Genomic DNA, 17,768 nt, shown 5'->3' with positions numbered 1-17,768 from the left:
AATGGCAGGCCACGGCGTGTTTCGAGATAACTACACTTGCCGTATACAAGCAAAGGTTGGGAGTGAAAACATGGGGACGAACTACGAGACGGATGTAGTGGCGTGGGCCAACGAACAGGCCGCGTTATTGCGAGCGCGAAAGTTCTCGGCGCTAGATATCGAACACGTAGCGGAGGAGATCGAGAGCGTGGGCAGGAGCGAGCAGCGTGAATTGGCAAATCACCTGGCCCTGCTAGTGGCCAACCTTCTAAAGTGGCAATATCAATGTGGCCGCCGCTCGTCAGCTCGACGGCGTGTGATCGGGGAGCTGCGACGCCTACTTAGCATACAGTTGCAGATGACGCCCACTCTACAAAAATCGCTCACTGATCCGCACTGGGCGACGAGAGTTTGGGCGGACGCGATCGTTCAATCCGTTGAGGAAATCGGTTTGGCGTTACCGGAGACTTGTCCATGGACGATGCAGCAGGTGATCGACGAGACTTTCCTACCGGAATAGAGCGAATGGCACGGTCGCCGAAGTCCGGGGCAGTTTGCTCTTAGCGCCTGCGACCAAAGGGTCCTCTCCCATCGCTGCCCGGCGGATACATTCGGCCCACGGCGACCGCCTGCCCGCCGCTCGCTCAATCGTCTTTGTCCCCGCTGTCCTGGGCCGTCGTCGCGGAAGCAGCTGCACCTGTCGCAGAGCCTGCCTCCGGCGCCGAAGCTTCGTCGGGCCCATCCTCATCCTTGATTTCATAACGCGCATTGTGAACCCAGCGCCGCAAGTCTTTAGCGATGGCCACGCTGGTGCGATCAAGAATCGAGCAAGTGCCTTTAAATGCGCCCCACACGCCACCGACAGACCAACGCTTGAACTTCGTGTGACGGACGACCTTCCCGTTGTCGATCAGATCGGCTGACAGAGAGATGGCTTTGGGCCCCGTCCATGCGCCGCCGCCGACGCCCATCACATACGTAATCTGCAGTCTCAGAACCTCTGCGTCGCCCGGAGAGCTGTTCGCGTCGATCGTCCCTTCGCCGGTCCGATTGAGCCGGCGAAGGGCTTCCCCGACGCGACGCGTCAACAAATCGTCAATGTGGCACTCGTCCTTCACTCGCTCGACGACGCCGGCACCCGAAGCGTAGGTGACCGGCGTTTCGAGCAAGACCTGCCTGCGCTCTCCCGAGAAAGCGGCGGCGGAGACCAGGCACAGGGCAATCAAAAGAAGGCGTTTCATGGAATTATCGGACCCCTCGTGTGGTTGGTCGTTATTGTCGAAGCGATGCCATCAAAAGCCGTCAATGTCGAAGGCTCGCGCCCACTCCTTGGCTATTACGGCCTCGCTTTGTGGATCTTTAACGCGCTACCTGCGGAGCCGCCGACAGGCTGCTTGTCACATCTCGGCGCTGGCGATCATCTCATCCGTTGCCGCCTTTGTGGCGTCACATCCGCCAGATTAAGACTTGCCTTCCCAGTCACGATATCCTCAGCGAGTTGAAAGGCCGAACGCTGGCTTTCGAGGTCAGCTTCGGCCATGCCGCAGCCCTCGACATACAACGAGCGCCACGATTCGTGAACCGTCCTGGCCATCACCTGCAGCGTTTCCCATGCTTCTTGTTTTGTGTAGGAAAACAGATCAGCGCTATAGACGAGCGATTCGGGCGTCGCGATGCGTTGTCCAACCCGCCCGGTTTCGAGCCGCTTTCGGTTGATGGCCATGCCTTGCCCGCCGCGGCTGTTTGGCATCGCGACGATGTCATAGGCTGGCGAAAGCCCCCAGTTGCCGTCACGAAAGAGCAGCCCGTGATTGCGCGGGTGATCGTCGATGTTGCCGACGAGCGCGTTGAACACCATGCGACGCCATAGCTCACGTTGCTCAGCGGCGTATCGCTCGCCTTCGACGGCGCACCAGCGCCGTATTTCATCGGAAAACGCAACGTAAGATCGCGCATCGTCTTCCCGGGTAGTAACGCTGCGCAATCGCAGGACCGTTGCCGCACTTGCGAAAAGCGATCGCTCGATTCCGGCTGGACTGACCTTGCGGTCGAAGCGCCGGATAAGGACGATCCCGTGCGGTCCGACTCGCCGATAGTTGACCGTGGCGGCGTCGATGTCGCACTTTCTGGCGAGCGTCATAGCCACGTACTCGCGGGCCGGCAACAAGAGGCTGCCGCCACGCTCCGGCAACTTCGCGATCCACCACTCATGTGCATTCCCGACAGCTCGAGAAACGGTCAGCTTGGGTTTCTCTCCACCGAGACTCGTGCCGTCGTCCGCACCTGATAGACGTTGTACGATGGGGCGGACTGATCCAGGCAGGTCAGCTTTCCCCAGTTCGGCGAGCAGCTTTTTCTCGGGGGGAGGAGCGAAGGCCAGCTTATGTTCCAACTGTTCCTCGGAGCACACTTCGATCGCGCCGACGCCGTCGCCAGCCGACAGCTCCATTCGGTCGATCTCATCGAGTGACTCACGCGAGTATTTGGAAAGCAGCAGGTCTAGCCCAAAGCCTTCCGGTGCGGCGTCACGCAGGACGCCAAACAGTCCATTCCATTGGTCGGTCGAATAGGGCTTGCTCGACCGCGTAAAAGGCAAGTTGATGGGATCGATGGGTACCGCACCCGCAACCTTCCTGTATTCCTCTCCATAACGGAAGCGGCCCAGCCCAGGCGACCACCAAAATGTGCCGCATCGAACGGGTTCGGTTCGGCCAGGAAGCCACACCCATACCGGCCGCTCCTTTTCAGCCATGACGGTCTCCGCGAGCTCGTCGCGGAATGCGGCGCAGCCCCTCGGCCTGGACCACCGGATCGAGTTCGGGACGTAGCGAATCCTGAAGCACGTCCAAGCGGTCCAGAGTCCATAGTGCCTTGAGCAGCTGCGCCAACGAGACCGACGGTCGGCCCTTTTCGAGATTGACCACCGTGTTGACGCTGACGCCCATCTTCGCGGCGAGATCGCCTTGCGTCCAAAAGCGTGCTCGGCGTGCCAGGGAAATGGTCTCACCCAGCGCGCGAGCCACATTCTCGGCCTCATAAGGCAGAAGTTCTGCAAGCTGGCGAGTTTTCACGATATATTCAAAGCAAAAGCTGTTTTATTTGAGTATAAGCAAAATTCTCTGGCAGCTCAATGACGTCGGGACGACTTCGACGTTCCGTATGCGCATCACCGCAGCGGCGCTAGGGGTTAGGCGAGATTCCGCGCGTATTTGCGTTCTAATGCCGTCTCGAACAAAAGAGCCAGGAGCCAACGTCCGATGTCGGCGCAATTTCCTCAACGCCTTACCGCAAGCACCGCTGTACTCCTCACCGTCCCGCCGATGATGTGGGCGGGCAATGCCGTAGTCGGACGGATGGTGAGCGGTTTGGTGCCGCCCGTCACGCTGAATTTTCTGCGTTGGGCGCTGGCCTTCCTCATTCTTCTGCCGCTCGCGGGACGGGTACTCAGTCCGGCAAGCGGACTCTGGGCGCATTGGCGTCGATTTGCAGTGCTCGGCCTGCTGGGCGTCGGCTGCTACAACGCCTTGCAGTACCTGGCGCTGAAGAGCTCAAGTCCCCTCAACGTCACGTTGATGGCATCGAGCATCCCGGTCTGGATGCTGCTCGTCGGCTGGCTATGGTTCGGACAACGAATCAGTTATCGGCAACTCATCGGAATTGTCTTCTCCGTCGCCGGCGTCGTGCTCGTGCTGTGCCGCGGACAGTTAGCACTACTAACGCATTTCCGGCTGGTCCCCGGCGACCTGTTGATGCTCGTCGCGGCCTTTGCCTGGGCCATCTATAGTTGGCTGCTGGCGCGCTCTCGCGAGCCCGCCCGCTGGCGCAACGACTGGTCGGCATTCCTGCTCGCACAAATCACTTTCGGCTTGTTCTGGTCCGGCATCTTCGCCGCTGGAGAATGGGCTTCGACCGACGCGCGTATCGTCTGGGGCTGGCCGCTCGCGGCCGCGCTGCTCTACGTCGGCATCGGCCCCGCAGTGCTCGCCTACTGTTGTTGGGGGCTCGGCGTGCAGCGCGTCGGCCCCAACATCGCCGGCTTCTTTTCGAATCTCGCTCCGTTGTTTGCGGCGCTGATGTCGGCCGCGTTTCTCGGGGAGCCCCCGCAGCCCTATCATGCCGCGGCGTTTTTGCTGATCGTCGGGGGCATCGTAGTCGCTTCGCGTCGCTGATCTCGCGCCGAGCCAAGGCTGGCGCGGGACGCAAGCAGGCAGCCGCTCCTGGCCGACCGAAGGGGCGGGCCGTGGGCCATTAAGCGGCCGTTTCCGTCGCCAATATCGCAGTACAATCGCCGGAAGTCGTCGTAATATACCAAGCTCTATAACGCTACCGGGGATAACATGCTTCGCAAGCTGTTCGTTTGCTGCACGGTACTGGCTGCCGCGCTTGGAACACAGGCACACGCCGCCGACGACGACACGGTGAAAGTGCTCTACGCGGGCTCGCTCGTCAATTTGATGGAGCGCAGCGTCGGTCCCGCCTTCGAAAGGGAGACGGGGCTGCACTTTCAGGGCTACGCGGCCGGGTCCAACAAGATCGCGAACGAAATCAAAGGCAAACTGCGGCGCGGCGACGTGTTCATCAGCGCGAGCCCCAAGGTCAACACGAGCCTGATGGGAACGGCGAACGGCAATCACGTCACGTGGTACGTCAATTTCGCGGAATCTCCACTATTGATCGGCTACAACCCGCAAAGCCGCTTTGCGAACGACTTCAAGACGAAGCGCTGGGACGAGGTGCTGCAAGAGCCCGGTATTCGCATCGGTCGCACCGATCCCGCACTCGATCCGAAGGGCGCGTTTACGGTGGAAATGATGACAAAGGCCGCCGAGCTTTATCACCAGCCCGACCTCGTGGAGAAGACACTCGGTGCCCCGGAGAATCCCGCTCAGGTATTGCCTGAGGAAACGCTTGTCGGCCGCCTTCAGTCGGGCCAGCTCGATGCGGGATTCTTTTATTCGACCGAAACGTCTGACCTGAAGATTGCCGCAGTGAGCCCTGCACCCGAGCTCGGCGTCAAGGCGAGCTACACGCTGACGATTCTCGCCGATGCAGCCAATCCGACTGGCGCCGCGCGGTTCGTCAATTTTCTGCTGAGTGCGCAGGGTCGCACGCTGCTGCGGGAGCACGGCGTCGATGTCGTGAAGCCGGCCGTGACGGGCGACGCTCAGGCGATCCCGGCATCACTGCAGGCGGTCGTCGAAGCGGGGCCGTGAATCTATGAAGACAACCGTGGCGCGGCCGCTCGCCGCGCTTGCCGTCCTCCTTGCCGTCTATCTCTGCGCGCCGTTCATCGCGAGCCTGCCTCAAATCGGCCACGCCGATTGGGCGAGCGTCGATTGGCGAACGATGGGCGCGGCGGTCGGCACGTCGGTTGCCAGTGCCAGCGTCGCGGCGCTCCTCATTCTTATCGGCGGTGTGCCGCTCGGCTATTGGCTTGCACGTTCGTCGTCGCGAGCGATGTCGCTGCTCGGCTTCGTCGTTCAACTGCCGCTTGCACTGCCGCCGCTGACGAGCGGCGTGCTGCTGCTTTTTCTTTTCGGCCCTTACAGCTTGATCGGTCGCACGGCGAGCGGCCTGCTGACCGACTCGTTCGCGGGCATCGTGCTCGCCGAGACGTTCGTTGCCGCGCCGTTTCTGATCGTGGCGGCGCGGTCGGCGTTCGCGTCGGTGGACCCGGTGCTCGAAGATGTCGCCGCAACGCTCGGACATCACGCGGCCAGCCGCTTCTTTCGCGTGGCGCTGCCGGCCGCGTGGCCCGGGATTCGCGCAGGGCTTGCGCTTGCATGGCTGCGCGCATTCGGCGAATTCGGCGCGACGGTGATGGTCGCCTACCATCCCTACTCGTTGCCGGTTTATACCTATGTCGTCTTCGGCGGGCAGGGTTTGCCGGCGATGATGCCGTTGCTGTTGCCGACGCTCGCCATCGCCGTCGCGTGCGCTGCGTTGTCGGTCTATCGCCGCGGCAACCGATATGAAACAACGGTATCGCACATCGAGAATGGCGACGAACCGCTCGTCCCCGTGCCGAATTCCATCGCAACGGCGCCGAGCCGAGATCTGCGGCTCGCCATCCAGGTGAGTCGCCGGTTGGGGCCATTCAGCCTGGATATCGCGTGGGCGCCTTCAACGCGGCGGCTCGCCATCATTGGGCCTTCCGGTTCTGGGAAATCGCTGACGTTGCGTCTCATCGCAGGCCTCGAGGACAACGAGGGCGGCACGGTCATGCTTGGCGCGGCGGATCTCTCGAAGTTGCCGCCCGAGCGGCGGCAAATCGGCTATATGCCGCAGGATTACGGGCTTTTTCCGCACATGACAGTCGGCGAGCAGTTGGCGTTTCCTGTCGATGGGGATCCGGCCGCCGCGCGTTACTGGACCGGCCATCTGGGGTTGACGGGATTGCTGGGCCGTTTTCCGCGCGAGCTGTCGCTCGGGCAGCGTCAGCGTGTTGCGCTCGCGCGAGCGCTCACGCGTCACAGCCATCTGTTGTTGTTCGACGAACCCTTTGCCGCGCTCGACACGCCGCGGCGGCGCCGTCTGCAGCGATCGCTGCGCGATCTGCAGCGCGAAATCGCGGCCGTCACGATCATCGTCACCCATGACCCCGACGAGGCGGCGCTGCTCGCCGACGAGATTCTCGTGATCGATCAGGGTCGTGCGCTACAGGCTGGAACGATCGAAAGCGTGTTCGAGCAACCGGCGAACATGCGCGTGGCGGAACTGCTCGGCTTGCGCAATGTAGGCACAGGCGTGGTCTGTGCGCCGGGATCGATCAGGATCAACGATCGATTGGTGTTGGAAACGGCCGACCGTTCAACCGAGGTCGGGACGCGGGTGATGTGGCGCGTTGCATCGCGGGCGATTCGGCTGTCGGCGCGGGGGCCGCTCGAGGCCGTCGTCGATTCGGTCGAACTGCGTGACGGAGAACGATTCGCACGCCTGAATATCGGCGGCGTTCAGCTTGACGTCGCGGTCAACGACGCTTTGCTGCGCGAGCGGGAGGTCTGCCGATTCTTTATCGATCCGGCCGGAGTGTCGGCGTGGACCAGCGGCGCAGGGGCCCGCCAGGAAGCGCTTAGCAACGCCGCACAATGCTGTCCTTAGCCTTGACGATTCCCGTTGCCGGAAGCCTTCGGCGATTGGCGTTAGACTTGTTGCTATGGAAAAGTGTCGCTACTGCGGAAGAATTCGTGACGAATGGGACTGTCACGGGGACGAGTGTCGCAAGGCGATAGCCAGGGCTTTGCGGCGGCAACGCTCCGGCTTGCCGATGATTCCAAATGTGATCCGAAACGAGATTCCGCCTGATGCAACGACGGATCAGGTAATTGGCGTGCTCTCGCGACAACGGCTGCGTGCACGCCGTGGCAATGAAGAACGCCGGGAACGCAAGGCGGTGGAAGATGGCGAGGAAGGTTGACGGTGCGTTGCGCTCTCCCGATGGACTCGCCTTAACCGCGTGACGCGCCTGCCTCGCTTGCTCAGCGCTCCGCAACCGGATCATACGGCTCCACCCGATCATTTTCCTCGGCCATGTTGCGCGCGACGATCGCGCGCGCGGGCATTGTGTCGCTGAGGTTGACCGGTTGATGCGGTACGCCGGGTGGCACGAACAGAAAATCTCCGGCCTCGGTGACGACTGATTCCCGCAAGCCCGGACCATAGCGCGTCTCGACACGGCCTTCGAGCACGTAGATCCCCGTTTCATAACCGACGTGCACATGTGGTTCCGCCTGCCCGCCGGGCGGCACGACAACGAGATGCATCGACAAATTCTTCGAACCCACGGTATCGGCTGAAATACCCACGAAGTAAGGCAAGCGCTGAGTTGTGGCGATCTCGCGATCGGGATGCACCACCACCAGTGATGCTTGCATGCCGGACGAGCCGTTTTCCATGGCGCACCTCCGAATGACGAACTCTTACTGCGTAACCGCAGTTTGGCGTTTGCGGCGCCACTCGGCATATTGCCAAGCGAAGAGTCCCGGCAAAAAGATGATCAAGTCGCGTATCCGTCGGGCGCCCGCGAGTGCCAAGCTGGTCTGTGCATCGAGGCCTAGCGCGCTACCGATCAACAGGAATCCGCCCTCCTGAATGCCGAGCGCGCCTGGAACAAAGAACGCGGCGCTGCTCAACGCCTGAACGAGCGATTCAATGGCGACCGCCTTCAAAAAACTGACTTTCGCGCCGAGGAAGTAAAGGGCGAGCCAGATCTCGAGCGCCGTCGCGAGCCACTGCAGCGACTGCCAGACGAACAGGTAGCGGGTCACGATGCCTGGCTGGCGCCAGATCCTCTTGATCGATTGATCGATGCGCGCTGATTCGCCGACGAGCGTCGCCAGCTTGCCGCTCGTGACGTGATTGAAGAAGTGCGTAAGGCGTTGGAACGGCCTCGCATGTTGCACGAGCGAAAACAACACAAGCACCGGCGTCAGCAATGCGAGGCCCCACGCGAAGTTCGCTGCCAGCTCGACTGAGCCTGACACGGTATGCCCGAGCAGATAGCCGATGCCGGCTATGGCAAAAATCACCTGGCTGATGAGCGTGAGTTGAATATCGACGATCAGGCTCGCCATCGCGGCAGCGGGGCGCATGCCCCATTGCCGCATCATGCGAAACGTGACGATCTCGCCGCCTATTCGCGCAACGGGCAACATGCCGTTCACGGACTCACGAATCCATACGAGGCCCAGGACGGCCGACAGCTTCGGCTTGATTGCACCGCGCATCAGCAATTGCCAATCCTTAGCATTGGCGAGCATCGGCAAAACGTGCGCGATGCCGGCGAGCAGCAGCCCCGCGCCCGCGGCGCGCATCAACGTGAGCACGGCGTGGGCGTCCTCGCGCCAGAACAGCCAAACGGCGACGGCCAGTCCGACGACTGCTGCAATCGGGCCTAGATGTTTCATGGTGCCGTCAATATCAAACATACGTCGCGCAGCGCCGCCGGCCCGACGGTGCGAAGCCCGAGCATAACTGGCTGAGCCCGGGCGATGCGGACATCAAAACACGTGCGGGCCATGGCTATTTGTCCTGGACGGGGCGCAGCAGCCCGTTGCGATCGACTTCGAAGCTGGCGCCTCGCCAGATCACGCGCGTCGAGAAGAAACTGACGATTAGGACTGCGAACGATGCGACGTCTCTGAGCGGCAGCAGCCACAAGTCGCGACCGGGTTCTCGAACCGCCGAATCCGAAAGGCATTTCAACGCGATGCGGGCGAGGAGCGCGGCGAGCACGAGCAGCCATGCCCACGCGGCCCCCTCGGACAGCAGGGCGGCCAGCAGAGCGAGCGGCACGGGATGGGTCAGCACGGAGCCGAGGTGCCCGAGCGGATCGACTGCGCGAATCGTTCGGCTCCAGCGCAGCTCATGCGCGGCGAGCGCCCGCGCGCTCGGCTCCTCACACGTATGCGAGACGACGAGTGGAGGAATCGCGACTTTCTGGCCAGTTTTGCGGACAGCCTCGCCTATCGCATTGTCTTCAGCCAACAGGTGCGCGAACTGGCCGAATCCGCCGATCCGCTCGAGCGTGGTGCGCCGCGTGGCGATGGTCTGGCCGAAGCACGGGCGCGCGAGACCGAGCGCCAGCCCGGTCATCACGCTGGGCATGAAGTGATAGTTGATCCATTGCGCCGACAATCTTGGCCACAATCCGGGGCCGGGCCTGCCGCGATAGACGCAGGTCACGAGTCCGACGTTGGGCTTTTGCAGCTCCCCAATGACATGGCGAAGGTAGTCCGGAGGGGCGCTGACATCGCTATCCGCGAATACCAGCAAGTCGTGTAATGCGTGCGGCATCATGTTGAGAATGTTGCTGATCTTCCGATTCGGCCCGTGCATGCGGGTATCGGTCACCACGGTGACATGTGCGCCCGGATAGAGACGCTGAAGCGTTTCGACCGCCTTCAAAGCGGGGTCCGCGCTGTCTTGCACGCCGAACAGAAACTGTATTGGACCCGGATACTCCTGCTCGCAGAAGCTCTTCAGATTGCTCAGCAATTCCCACTCGTCGCCATGGAGCGGTTTGACGATCGTGACCGGCGGGAAGCTCGTGGGCTCCGACGTGGGCTGCGCGAAGAACCGGCAAACGAGCACTGTGGCCAACAACGTGTACAAAATTCCGAACAAAGCGGCCACGCTGAAGATGAACGCGGGCAGCTGGGTCAGAAGATGTGCCGCATCGGATGTGCCGGCCCGAACCAATAGTTCGAGCGCGGCAAGCACGCCGACCAAGCAGGCAAGCCACGTCAATTGCCTCATATTCCGGAGCTCTGGAGAGGGTGGAGAAACGAGGCGAGTGCGCCTCGTTCCGAGGTGGGACTTCGCAGGCAAGGCTTCGCGTATCCTACAACAGTCCGGACCTCATTTGCTCCGATAAGAGAACCTGAAAGTCAGATGAAAGAGCGATGCGACTCCTCATATTGTGTGATGACGTCGCTCAAAGCAGGCGCTTTGCAACGGTTGAGGGTGTGACAGTCGGCGGTCTCTGCCCTCCGGTGCCCAGGGGATTCGGAGGAAGCGCTAGCGCTCAGCGTCTTGTCGGTCGATTCCCGCCACACCATCGAGCTCGCGTACCGCTTCTTCGGGCAAGTCGATAGCGGCTGCCGCGAGGTTTTCGCGCAGATGCGCGAGCGACGACGTGCCGGGAATCAAAAGGATATTAGGCGCGCGGCGCAGCAACCACGCGAGCGCCACCTGCATCGGCGTCGCATGGAGCCGAGCAGCCACATCGCTGAGGATCGACGATTGCAACGGGCTGAAGCCGCCGAGCGGAAAGTACGGCACGTAGGCGATTCCGTCCTGAGCGAGTGCGTCGATGAAGTTGTCATCGGCCCGGTGCGCGAGATTGAAATGGTTTTGCACACAGGCGATGTCACAAAGCCGGCGAGCTTCCGCCACCTGCATGGGCGTGACATTGCTCAAACCGATATGGCGCACGAGACCTTGCCGCTGGAGCTCGGCCAGCACGGTGAGCGGGGCCTCGATCGAGCCTTCGGCGGGCTGGTGCGCATCGAACATAATCCGCAAGTTCACGACGTCGAGTACGTCGAGGCCAAGGTTGCGAAGGTTGTCGTGCACCGCTTGCGTCAGTGCGTCAGCCGAGAATGCGGGCTGCCACGACGCGTCGTCGCCGCGTCGGGCACCGATCTTCGTCACGATGACGAGATCGTCGCGATACGGGTGCAACGCCTCGCGGATCAATTGGTTCGTGACGTGAGGACCGTAGAAATCGCTGGTGTCAATGTGATTGACCCCGGATGCGACGGCTTCGCGCAGCACGGCCAGTGCCGTATCGCGATCTCTGGGCGGCCCGAACACGCCGGGCCCCGCGAGTTGCATCGCACCGTAGCCGAGGCGGTAAACGGTGCGGTCGCCGAGGACGAAAGTGCCGGATTTGCGGACGCTGGTCATGGTTGCTCTCCTTTCTCGAATGATCCGCAAAGACTAAGCGCTGCGTTATCGAACGGGAATAGGCCATAATCCGCACAGGCCGTTCGGGGAAGCGAACAATGCAAGTGGACCTTGGTGATCTGAGCGCATTCGTCGCGGTAGCGCGTGCGAAGGGCTTCCGTGAGGGCGCGCGCGTCAGCGGCGCCAGCGCATCCGGGCTTAGCGAGGCGCTACGCCGGCTCGAAACGCAGCTCGGTGTCCGATTGCTTCATCGCACGACGCGCAGTGTCGTGCCAACGGAAGCCGGCGAGCGGCTGCTGGCACGACTCGGGCCCGCACTGACGGAAGTCGAGGCGGCGCTCGACATCGTCAACCATTTCCGTGACCGGCCCGCGGGGACGCTCAAACTCAACGTCCCGGTCAGCGCGGCGCGGCTCGTCCTGCCTTCGATCGTCCCTGCATTCCTCGACGCCTATCCCGAGATACGGCTGGAAGTGATCGCGGAGGAAAGCTTCGTCGACATCCTGGCCGCGGGCTGCGACGCAGGCATCCGCTATGAGGAGCGCCTGGAGCAGGACATGATCGCCGTGCCGATCGGGCCTCGAGAGCAACGCTTCGCAACTGCCGCGGCGCCTGCATACCTCGATCGCCGTGGCCGGCCGGCGCACCCGCGAGAATTGCTCGATTACGCCTGCCTGCGCGGACGTTTCGCGAGTGGCGCGATGCCGCTCTGGGAATTCGAGCGCGACGGGGAGGTCGTACGCCTCGATCCGTCGGGGCCGCTCCTGGTCCAAATCGGCGGTGGGGCCGATCTGCTAGTCGACGCAGCGCTCGCCGGAACCGGCATCGTGCATCTCTTCGAGGCTTGGCTGCGCCCGTACTTCGAGAGCGGAGCGCTCGAACCCGTTCTCGAGCCCTGGTGGCGGCCCTTCTCGGGGCCGTACCTGTATTACCCGGGCCGGCGTCTCGTGCCCGCGCCACTGCGCGCGTTCATCGATTTCGTCAAGGGGCGGTAAGGCTTCGTGCTGATCGAGCTCGAAGAAAAAGCAAGGCGCCTTTCGCCGTGGAATCCGCTTTCTGTTCTTCCGGGCGCAGCCTAATATTCCTCTACGCATGTCTTGTCCGAACGTGATCTATCGGGTTCGACCCAATGGGGAGAGAGCGATGGCGGATCAAGTCCCATGGCACCTTTCCGGTGACTATTTCGAGAATTGCAGTTGCAGCATCGTGTGTCCGTGCCTCGTGTCGGCGGCCGCCCCGCTGACTTCGCGACCGACCGAGGGTTTTTGTGACGTCCCGCTGATCTTCCATGTCGCAAGTGGCCGCTATGGGGACACCGAGCTCGATGGTCTCAATGTTCTGGTTGTCTTCCACGCACCTGGGGTCATGGCGGACGGAGAATGGTCGATGGCCACCTACGTCGATGAGCGTGCCGACGACGCGCAGACCGAGGCGCTAGCTGCGATTTTCACCGGCACCGCCGGAGGGCCTATGGCCGCGTTCGCACCGCTCGTCAGCCAGAACCTGGGGGTGAGCAAGGCCCCGATCAGCTTCCGCATCGAGGGCAAGACGCGTTCCGCGGAAATCCCGGGCATTCTGCACATGTCCGTCGATCCGCTGCCGACGATGCATCCGGGCGAGGAAATGTGGGCGAATCTCGGCCATCCGATCAGCCCCGACAAAATGGCATTGGCGGTCGGGGCCCCCGGCAATACGTTCAGCGATCACGGCATGCGCTGGGACAATTCCGGCAAGAACGGTTTCTACGCGTCCATCAGCTGGTCGAACCAGGCTTGATCGATGTACGTGACGAGGCGGTCCGTCGGCTGGGCCGATGAGATCGTAAGTTCATGGGCGATGGCACTCTGGAAGCGGTGCTGCGGCGCGATCGCGTCGTCGTTGCGGGCGCTCTCGGCGTAGTCGCTGCGCTGGCGTGGGCCTATGTGCTTTGGCTCGCCGCCGATATGAGCATGGGTGGGATGAGCATGCGCGGGTACCGCATGGTACCTGCGGGCCTCGGCTGGATGGCGCCGGCCGCCGCGCCGTGGAGCGCTATCGAATTCGCCCTCGTGTTCGCGATGTGGGCGGTCATGATGGTCGGCATGATGGCGCCCTCCGCGGCGCCAATGCTGCTCATGTATGCCCACGTGGGTCGCAACAAAAAAAGCGCAGGCAAGCCGTTAGCGGCGACCGGTTGGTTCGCGGCAGGCTATTTCCTGGCGTGGACCGGATTTTCGCTGGCCGCAACGGTTGTCCAATGGGCGTTGGAGCGGGCAGCCCTCATCGATGCCCGCATGGCGAGCGGCAATGTCGTGCTCGGATCGATCGTGCTGATCGCGGCCGGCATCTACCAGTGGACACCCATCAAGAACGCCTGTCTCACCCAATGCCAGACGCCGTTCGGGTTCCTGATGAGACACGGCGGCTTTCGCGGCAATGTCCTCGGGTGTTTGCAGCTGGGGCTTCTCCACGGAGCTTATTGCGTCGGCTGCTGCTGGGTCCTGATGGCGCTCTTGTTCGTAGTTGGCGTGATGAACGTACTCTGGATCGCGCTTCTGGCGCTGCTCGTCCTCCTGGAAAAGCTCACCCCGTGGGGACGGTGGGTCGCACGCATTGCCGGCGCCGGTTGTATTGTCGCGGGCGCCTGGATGGCATTTTCGTGACGCTATCGGCCCTCGGGGCCGAGCGGTTCGGCGACCGTCGAACCGATGTTTCCCTCGCGATATTTTTCGGCGCTGATGTCCATCGGCGTCCGGCCCGCGCGTCATTGTCATGGCGGCCCGGTGTAGTTACCGCCCCAACTCTACGACGGAGGCTCAAATGCAATACCTGTTGATGATCTATTCGGAAGAAAACCGCTGGAATGAGATGAGCGACAGCGAGCGGCAGCAAGGTGTTGCCGCGTATCAGGCGTATACGGAATCGCTGAAGAAGGCGGAGGTGCTGGTGGGCGCGAACCGGCTGCAGCACACGAATACGGCCACCACGGTGCGGCTCGTCGACGGCAAGGCGCGGGTACTCGACGGCCCGTATTCCGATTCCAAGGAACAGCTTGCCGGATACTACCTGATCGATGTACCCGATCTTGACGCCGCGATCGCGTGGGCATCGCGTTGCCCAGGCGCGGCGCACGGTCTCATGGAAGTGCGCCCGGTCTGGAACGCTCCCGACTATGCGCGATCCGCGGCATGAGTCTTTCCGCCGGCGGGCGCGACGCTGAGGACGCTGCGCGCTCGATCGCGGAGGCGGTCGCTCGGCGCAGCTACGGCAAGCTCGTAGCGCTTCTGGCGATGCGAACGCGCGACGTCGCCGCGGCCGAGGACGCGCTGGCCGACGCGTTCGCGGCCGCGCTGGCGGACTGGCCGGAGCGCGGCTGCCCCGCGAATCCCGAAGCATGGCTGATGACGGTGGCGCGCCGCCGAGCGATCGATGGCGTGCGCCATCGTCAGCTTGGCGATGAGGTGACGAACCAGCTCGCGATCCTCGCGGATGAAATCGACGAGCGGGAAGGCGGTGCATTGCCCGATCGGCGGCTTGCCTTGCTGTTCGCATGCACCCACCCTGCGCTCGAGGCCGCGATTCGCACGCCGCTTATGCTGCAAGTCGTACTGGGACTGGAAGCGAAGACGATTGCGTCTGCCTTTCTGATGTCTCCCTCGGCGATGAGCAAGCGCCTCGTGCGGGCGAAGACCAAGATCCGTGAAGCCGGCATTCCGTTCACCGTGCCCGAGCGCGAGGAGCTGCCGGGCCGGCTCGATGCGGTGCTGGAAGCCGTCTATGCAGCGTATGCGGAAGGGTGGACCGATCCGGTCGGAGGCGATGTCGTGCGGCGCGAGCTCACTGACGAGGCGCTCTATCTTGCGCATGTGCTCGTCGAGCTACTGCCCGGGGAGCCCGAGACGCTCGGTCTGCTGGCGCTGATGCTGTATGCGCAGGCACGGCGCGACGCGCGACGCGATGTGGCCGGCAACTACGTGCCGCTGTCGGCTCAGGATCCAGCGACGTGGAACGCGCCGATGCTCGACGCAGCCGATGCACTGCTGCGGCGCGCGAGCACGTTCAACGCGATCGGCCGCTTCCAACTCGAGGCCGCGCTGCAGTCTGCCCATGTTTACCGCTGCCGGACGCGTTGCCCGAACTGGGACGAAGTGGTGCAGCTTTACGATGCGCTGCTCGCGATTGCCGCCTCTCCGGTAGTCGCGGTGAACCGTGCAATCGCGCTGGCGGAAAGGGACGGCCCGCAGGCGGCGCTGGACGCCCTCGCGCCGTATGCGGATGATCCGCGGCTCTCCGACTACCAACCATACTGGGCCGCGCGCGCCGATTTGCTGTCACGCGTGGGTGCAATGACAGAAGCCCTCGGCGCGTACGATGTCGCGATCGGGCTGGAGCGCGATCCTGCCGTGCGCCGGTTTTTGCAAGGCAAGCGCGCGGGATTGTCGCCGGCGAGCGGATAAAGGGAAGCCCTGCCGCCGCGCTGCTCGGCATCACCCTAGCCTTTGTCCATTCCCCGTATCGAAGAGATGCACGTGCTCGGCCGGCAGGCGCAACGTCACGCGCTGTCCGGGCTCGATCGACGCGCGCTGGCGCGTCGTGGCACACCACGTGCTGCCGCCGATCTTGCCGTACACGTGGGTTTCGGCGCCGGTCGGCTCGATTACTTCCACTTCCATCACCACGCCCTCGGACGCGCGCGTTTCGATGTGCTCGGGTCGGACGCCGAGCGTAATCTTCGCGCCCGGAGCCGCGGAAACATTCGTCTGCGGTAGCGCAATCGAACCGCCATCGGCGAGCAAAAGCCGCGCTCCCTGAGCGTCGCGCTGCCATTCGCCTTCGACGAAATTCATCGACGGCGAGCCGAGAAAGCTCGCGACAAACAGGTTCGCAGGCCGGTCGTACAGTTCGAGCGGCCGGCCGATCTGTTCGATGCGCCCCGCGTTCATCACGACGATGCGGTCGGCCATCGTCATCGCCTCGATCTGATCGTGGGTCACATAAATGACCGTGTTCTTCAAGCGCTGATGCAGCGCCTTGATTTCGGTGCGCATCTGCACGCGCAGTTTCGCGTCGAGGTTCGACAGCGGTTCGTCGAACAGGAACAGCTCCGGCTCGCGCACCACCGCGCGCCCCATCGCCACGCGCTGCCGCTGGCCGCCCGACAGCGCGCGCGGCAAACGGTCCAGATAGCCGGAAAGGTTCAGCATCTTCGCGGCGGCCTCAATGCGCGGCTTGAAGCGCGTTGCCGGCTCTTTGCGGATGCGCGGACCGAACGCGATGTTCTCGAAGACGGATAGATGCGGGTAGAGCGCATAGCTCTGGAATACCATCGACACATTGCGCTGCTGCGGCGAAAGCCCATTCGCGCGCTTGCCGCCGATGGTCAGCTCGCCGCCGGAGATCTCTTCGAGCCCGGCGACCATTCGCATCAGCGTGCTCTTGCCACAACCCGACGGGCCGACCAGCACGACGAACTCGCCGTCGTCGATCGAAAGATCGATGCCGTGCACGACCTGGGTGTCGCCATAGCGTTTGAAAATGCCGCTCATCTGCACTGCTGCCATGCTGTCCTCGTTGCGGTCGGATACGTCGTTCTCGTTACAGGATGGAAGCGAGGATCAGAACGATTCGAGCGTCAGCTCCTCGGCCATTAGCCGGTTGCCCGCCATAAGCCCGCCGTCGACCGGCAGCGCGACCCCGGTGATCACGCGCGCCATCGGGGAGGCAAGGAAGATTACGGCGTCGGCGACATCGTCGGGCGTTGGAAAGTCCCCGAGCGGGTACCATTTCTTCAATGCTTCGAACACCTGCGGATTCTTGTCGACGCGCGCCTGCCAGGCCGGCGTTTTCACGGTGCCGGGGCAGACAATGTTCGCGCGGATGCCGTGGCGGCCCAGTTCCATCGCAAGCGCCTTGGTATAGCTGATCAAGCCTGCCTTCGCGGCGCTATATGCCGGGTGACCTAACGCGGTCATGCCGTTCACGGAGCCAATCAGCACGATCGCGCCGCGCCTGCGCTCGATCATCGAAGCGCGCACGGCTTCGACCGTGTGATAGGTGCCGTTCAGGTTGAGATGCACGTCGCGCTGCCAGCTTGCCGGGTCGGTGGAGGCGAGCGAGCCGCTTGTCGCCCCGCCCGCATTCGCGACGAGCACGTCAACGGGGCCTGTGGCGGCAACGGCCTGCGCGACGGCCGATTTGACGGCGGCTGCCTCGCCCAGGTCCACTGTGACAGGGCTCATGCGATCGGCGCCGAGCTCACCAGCGAGTGCGCTCAGGGCTCCCGCGTCGATATCGAGCGCGAGCACGTGGTCCCCTGCCTCTACGAAACGCCTGCACAGCGCGCTGCCGATCCCGCCGCATGCGCCAGTCACCAGCACGACACGATTCATCCTGTCCTCGTC

19 protein-coding genes are annotated in these 17,768 nt (G+C 63.1%); 10 read left to right on the top strand and 9 right to left on the bottom strand.

The annotated features are described in order from the left end of the window. Nucleotides 1-70 precede the first annotated feature (70 nt). On the top strand, nt 71-499 hold the full coding sequence (locus tag AB4Y31_RS20650) for a DUF29 domain-containing protein (RefSeq protein ID WP_368675556.1): 429 nt from the start codon (nt 71-73) through the stop codon (nt 497-499). Nucleotides 500-623: 124 nt separating this feature from the next. On the opposite strand, the gene AB4Y31_RS20645 is transcribed toward AB4Y31_RS20650, so the two are convergent. From AB4Y31_RS20645 to AB4Y31_RS20635, 3 genes are all read right to left on the bottom strand, one after another. Next, nucleotides 624-1,220, bottom strand: coding sequence for a hypothetical protein (locus tag AB4Y31_RS20645; RefSeq protein WP_368675555.1), 597 nt, complete (start codon nt 1,218-1,220; stop codon nt 624-626). A 176-nt stretch (nt 1,221-1,396) separates the two neighbouring features. Further along, nucleotides 1,397-2,731 (bottom strand): type II toxin-antitoxin system HipA family toxin, encoded by a 1,335-nt coding sequence (locus AB4Y31_RS20640; protein ID WP_368675554.1) that lies wholly within the window; start codon nt 2,729-2,731, stop codon nt 1,397-1,399. Next, nucleotides 2,724-3,050 (bottom strand): helix-turn-helix domain-containing protein, encoded by a 327-nt coding sequence (locus AB4Y31_RS20635; RefSeq protein WP_368675553.1) that lies wholly within the window; start codon nt 3,048-3,050, stop codon nt 2,724-2,726. The genes AB4Y31_RS20640 and AB4Y31_RS20635 overlap by 8 nt, the downstream gene beginning before the upstream one ends. A 186-nt stretch (nt 3,051-3,236) precedes the next feature. On the opposite strand from AB4Y31_RS20635, the gene AB4Y31_RS20630 reads away from it, so the two are divergent. The 4 genes from AB4Y31_RS20630 to AB4Y31_RS20615 all read left to right on the top strand — a co-directional run bounded on the left by AB4Y31_RS20630 (nt 3,237) and on the right by AB4Y31_RS20615 (nt 7,396). Continuing rightward, a complete protein-coding gene (locus AB4Y31_RS20630; protein ID WP_368675552.1) occupies nt 3,237-4,148 on the top strand; it encodes a DMT family transporter in 912 nt (303 codons plus the stop codon). Nucleotides 4,149-4,316: 168 nt separating this feature from the next. Further along, the gene (locus tag AB4Y31_RS20625; RefSeq protein WP_368675551.1) at nt 4,317-5,192 is read left to right on the top strand and encodes an extracellular solute-binding protein; all 876 of its coding nucleotides are present in this window, start codon (nt 4,317-4,319) and stop codon (nt 5,190-5,192) included. A gap of 4 nt (nt 5,193-5,196) precedes the next feature. Then, nucleotides 5,197-7,080: an ATP-binding cassette domain-containing protein gene (locus AB4Y31_RS20620; RefSeq protein WP_368675550.1), complete on the top strand. Its 1,884-nt coding sequence runs from the start codon at nt 5,197-5,199 to the stop codon at nt 7,078-7,080. A gap of 55 nt (nt 7,081-7,135) precedes the next feature. Further along, nucleotides 7,136-7,396 (top strand): hypothetical protein, encoded by a 261-nt coding sequence (locus AB4Y31_RS20615; protein WP_368675549.1) that lies wholly within the window; start codon nt 7,136-7,138, stop codon nt 7,394-7,396. A gap of 61 nt (nt 7,397-7,457) precedes the next feature. Here AB4Y31_RS20615 and AB4Y31_RS20610 read toward each other — a convergent pair whose 3' ends face one another. The 4 genes from AB4Y31_RS20610 to AB4Y31_RS20595 form a co-directional block, all read right to left on the bottom strand. Next, on the bottom strand, nt 7,458-7,874 hold the full coding sequence (locus AB4Y31_RS20610; protein ID WP_368675548.1) for a cupin domain-containing protein: 417 nt from the start codon (nt 7,872-7,874) through the stop codon (nt 7,458-7,460). A 24-nt stretch (nt 7,875-7,898) separates the two neighbouring features. After that, nucleotides 7,899-8,885: a lysylphosphatidylglycerol synthase domain-containing protein gene (locus AB4Y31_RS20605; protein WP_368675547.1), complete on the bottom strand. Its 987-nt coding sequence runs from the start codon at nt 8,883-8,885 to the stop codon at nt 7,899-7,901. A gap of 115 nt (nt 8,886-9,000) precedes the next feature. Beyond that, nucleotides 9,001-10,236 (bottom strand): bacteriohopanetetrol glucosamine biosynthesis glycosyltransferase HpnI, encoded by a 1,236-nt coding sequence (gene hpnI / locus AB4Y31_RS20600; protein ID WP_368675546.1) that lies wholly within the window; start codon nt 10,234-10,236, stop codon nt 9,001-9,003. A 261-nt stretch (nt 10,237-10,497) separates the two neighbouring features. Then, complete coding sequence (locus AB4Y31_RS20595) at nt 10,498-11,388, bottom strand: aldo/keto reductase family oxidoreductase (protein ID WP_368675545.1); 891 nt, start codon at nt 11,386-11,388, stop codon at nt 10,498-10,500. Between the two features lie 98 nt (nt 11,389-11,486). On the opposite strand from AB4Y31_RS20595, the gene AB4Y31_RS20590 reads away from it, so the two are divergent. The 5 genes from AB4Y31_RS20590 (at nt 11,487) to AB4Y31_RS20570 (ending at nt 15,824) form a co-directional block, all read left to right on the top strand. Beyond that, nucleotides 11,487-12,383 carry a LysR family transcriptional regulator gene (locus AB4Y31_RS20590; protein WP_368675544.1) on the top strand — a complete coding sequence of 299 codons (897 nt, stop codon included), beginning with the start codon at nt 11,487-11,489 and terminating at the stop codon, nt 12,381-12,383. Between the two features lie 148 nt (nt 12,384-12,531). Further along, on the top strand, nt 12,532-13,164 hold the full coding sequence (locus AB4Y31_RS20585; protein WP_368675543.1) for a DUF1326 domain-containing protein: 633 nt from the start codon (nt 12,532-12,534) through the stop codon (nt 13,162-13,164). 53 nt (nt 13,165-13,217) lie between these two features. Continuing rightward, on the top strand, nt 13,218-14,030 hold the full coding sequence (locus tag AB4Y31_RS20580) for a DUF2182 domain-containing protein (RefSeq protein ID WP_368675542.1): 813 nt from the start codon (nt 13,218-13,220) through the stop codon (nt 14,028-14,030). Nucleotides 14,031-14,187: 157 nt separating this feature from the next. After that, nucleotides 14,188-14,559, top strand: a complete 372-nt coding sequence (locus AB4Y31_RS20575; RefSeq protein WP_018440145.1) for a YciI family protein — start codon at nt 14,188-14,190, stop codon at nt 14,557-14,559. Beyond that, complete coding sequence (locus AB4Y31_RS20570; protein ID WP_368675541.1) at nt 14,556-15,824, top strand: RNA polymerase sigma factor; 1,269 nt, start codon at nt 14,556-14,558, stop codon at nt 15,822-15,824. Before AB4Y31_RS20575 ends, AB4Y31_RS20570 begins: the two co-directional genes overlap by 4 nt. A gap of 30 nt (nt 15,825-15,854) precedes the next feature. Here AB4Y31_RS20570 and AB4Y31_RS20565 read toward each other — a convergent pair whose 3' ends face one another. Together AB4Y31_RS20565 and AB4Y31_RS20560 are read right to left on the bottom strand one after the other, a co-directional pair. Further along, entirely contained in the window at nt 15,855-16,928 is a 1,074-nt protein-coding gene (locus tag AB4Y31_RS20565; protein ID WP_018440143.1) for an ABC transporter ATP-binding protein, read from the bottom strand. A 54-nt stretch (nt 16,929-16,982) separates the two neighbouring features. Then, nucleotides 16,983-17,756, bottom strand: coding sequence for an SDR family oxidoreductase (locus AB4Y31_RS20560; RefSeq protein ID WP_368675540.1), 774 nt, complete (start codon nt 17,754-17,756; stop codon nt 16,983-16,985). Between the last annotated feature and the right edge of the window lie 12 nt (nt 17,757-17,768).

Source organism: Trinickia sp. EG282A, assembly GCF_040965455.1.
In the GTDB taxonomy this organism is placed as follows: Bacteria; Pseudomonadota; Gammaproteobacteria; order Burkholderiales; family Burkholderiaceae; genus Trinickia; species Trinickia symbiotica.
Note: the sequence above shows the minus strand (reverse complement) of the source record. Positions and strands in the feature narration are given on the sequence as shown.

Coding starts and splice junctions, on each gene's coding strand:
- AB4Y31_RS20650 (WP_368675556.1), top strand. CDS start 71: ATGGGGACGAACTACGAGACGGATGTAGTGGCGTGGGCCAACGAACAG.
- AB4Y31_RS20645 (WP_368675555.1), bottom strand. CDS start 1,220: ATGAAACGCCTTCTTTTGATTGCCCTGTGCCTGGTCTCCGCCGCCGCT.
- AB4Y31_RS20640 (WP_368675554.1), bottom strand. CDS start 2,731: ATGGCTGAAAAGGAGCGGCCGGTATGGGTGTGGCTTCCTGGCCGAACC.
- AB4Y31_RS20630 (WP_368675552.1), top strand. CDS start 3,237: ATGTCGGCGCAATTTCCTCAACGCCTTACCGCAAGCACCGCTGTACTC.
- AB4Y31_RS20625 (WP_368675551.1), top strand. CDS start 4,317: ATGCTTCGCAAGCTGTTCGTTTGCTGCACGGTACTGGCTGCCGCGCTT.
- AB4Y31_RS20620 (WP_368675550.1), top strand. CDS start 5,197: ATGAAGACAACCGTGGCGCGGCCGCTCGCCGCGCTTGCCGTCCTCCTT.
- AB4Y31_RS20615 (WP_368675549.1), top strand. CDS start 7,136: ATGGAAAAGTGTCGCTACTGCGGAAGAATTCGTGACGAATGGGACTGT.
- AB4Y31_RS20610 (WP_368675548.1), bottom strand. CDS start 7,874: ATGGAAAACGGCTCGTCCGGCATGCAAGCATCACTGGTGGTGGTGCAT.
- AB4Y31_RS20605 (WP_368675547.1), bottom strand. CDS start 8,885: ATGAAACATCTAGGCCCGATTGCAGCAGTCGTCGGACTGGCCGTCGCC.
- hpnI (WP_368675546.1), bottom strand. CDS start 10,236: ATGAGGCAATTGACGTGGCTTGCCTGCTTGGTCGGCGTGCTTGCCGCG.
- AB4Y31_RS20595 (WP_368675545.1), bottom strand. CDS start 11,388: ATGACCAGCGTCCGCAAATCCGGCACTTTCGTCCTCGGCGACCGCACC.
- AB4Y31_RS20590 (WP_368675544.1), top strand. CDS start 11,487: ATGCAAGTGGACCTTGGTGATCTGAGCGCATTCGTCGCGGTAGCGCGT.
- AB4Y31_RS20585 (WP_368675543.1), top strand. CDS start 12,532: ATGGCGGATCAAGTCCCATGGCACCTTTCCGGTGACTATTTCGAGAAT.
- AB4Y31_RS20580 (WP_368675542.1), top strand. CDS start 13,218: ATGGGCGATGGCACTCTGGAAGCGGTGCTGCGGCGCGATCGCGTCGTC.
- AB4Y31_RS20575 (WP_018440145.1), top strand. CDS start 14,188: ATGCAATACCTGTTGATGATCTATTCGGAAGAAAACCGCTGGAATGAG.
- AB4Y31_RS20570 (WP_368675541.1), top strand. CDS start 14,556: ATGAGTCTTTCCGCCGGCGGGCGCGACGCTGAGGACGCTGCGCGCTCG.
- AB4Y31_RS20565 (WP_018440143.1), bottom strand. CDS start 16,928: ATGGCAGCAGTGCAGATGAGCGGCATTTTCAAACGCTATGGCGACACC.
- AB4Y31_RS20560 (WP_368675540.1), bottom strand. CDS start 17,756: ATGAATCGTGTCGTGCTGGTGACTGGCGCATGCGGCGGGATCGGCAGC.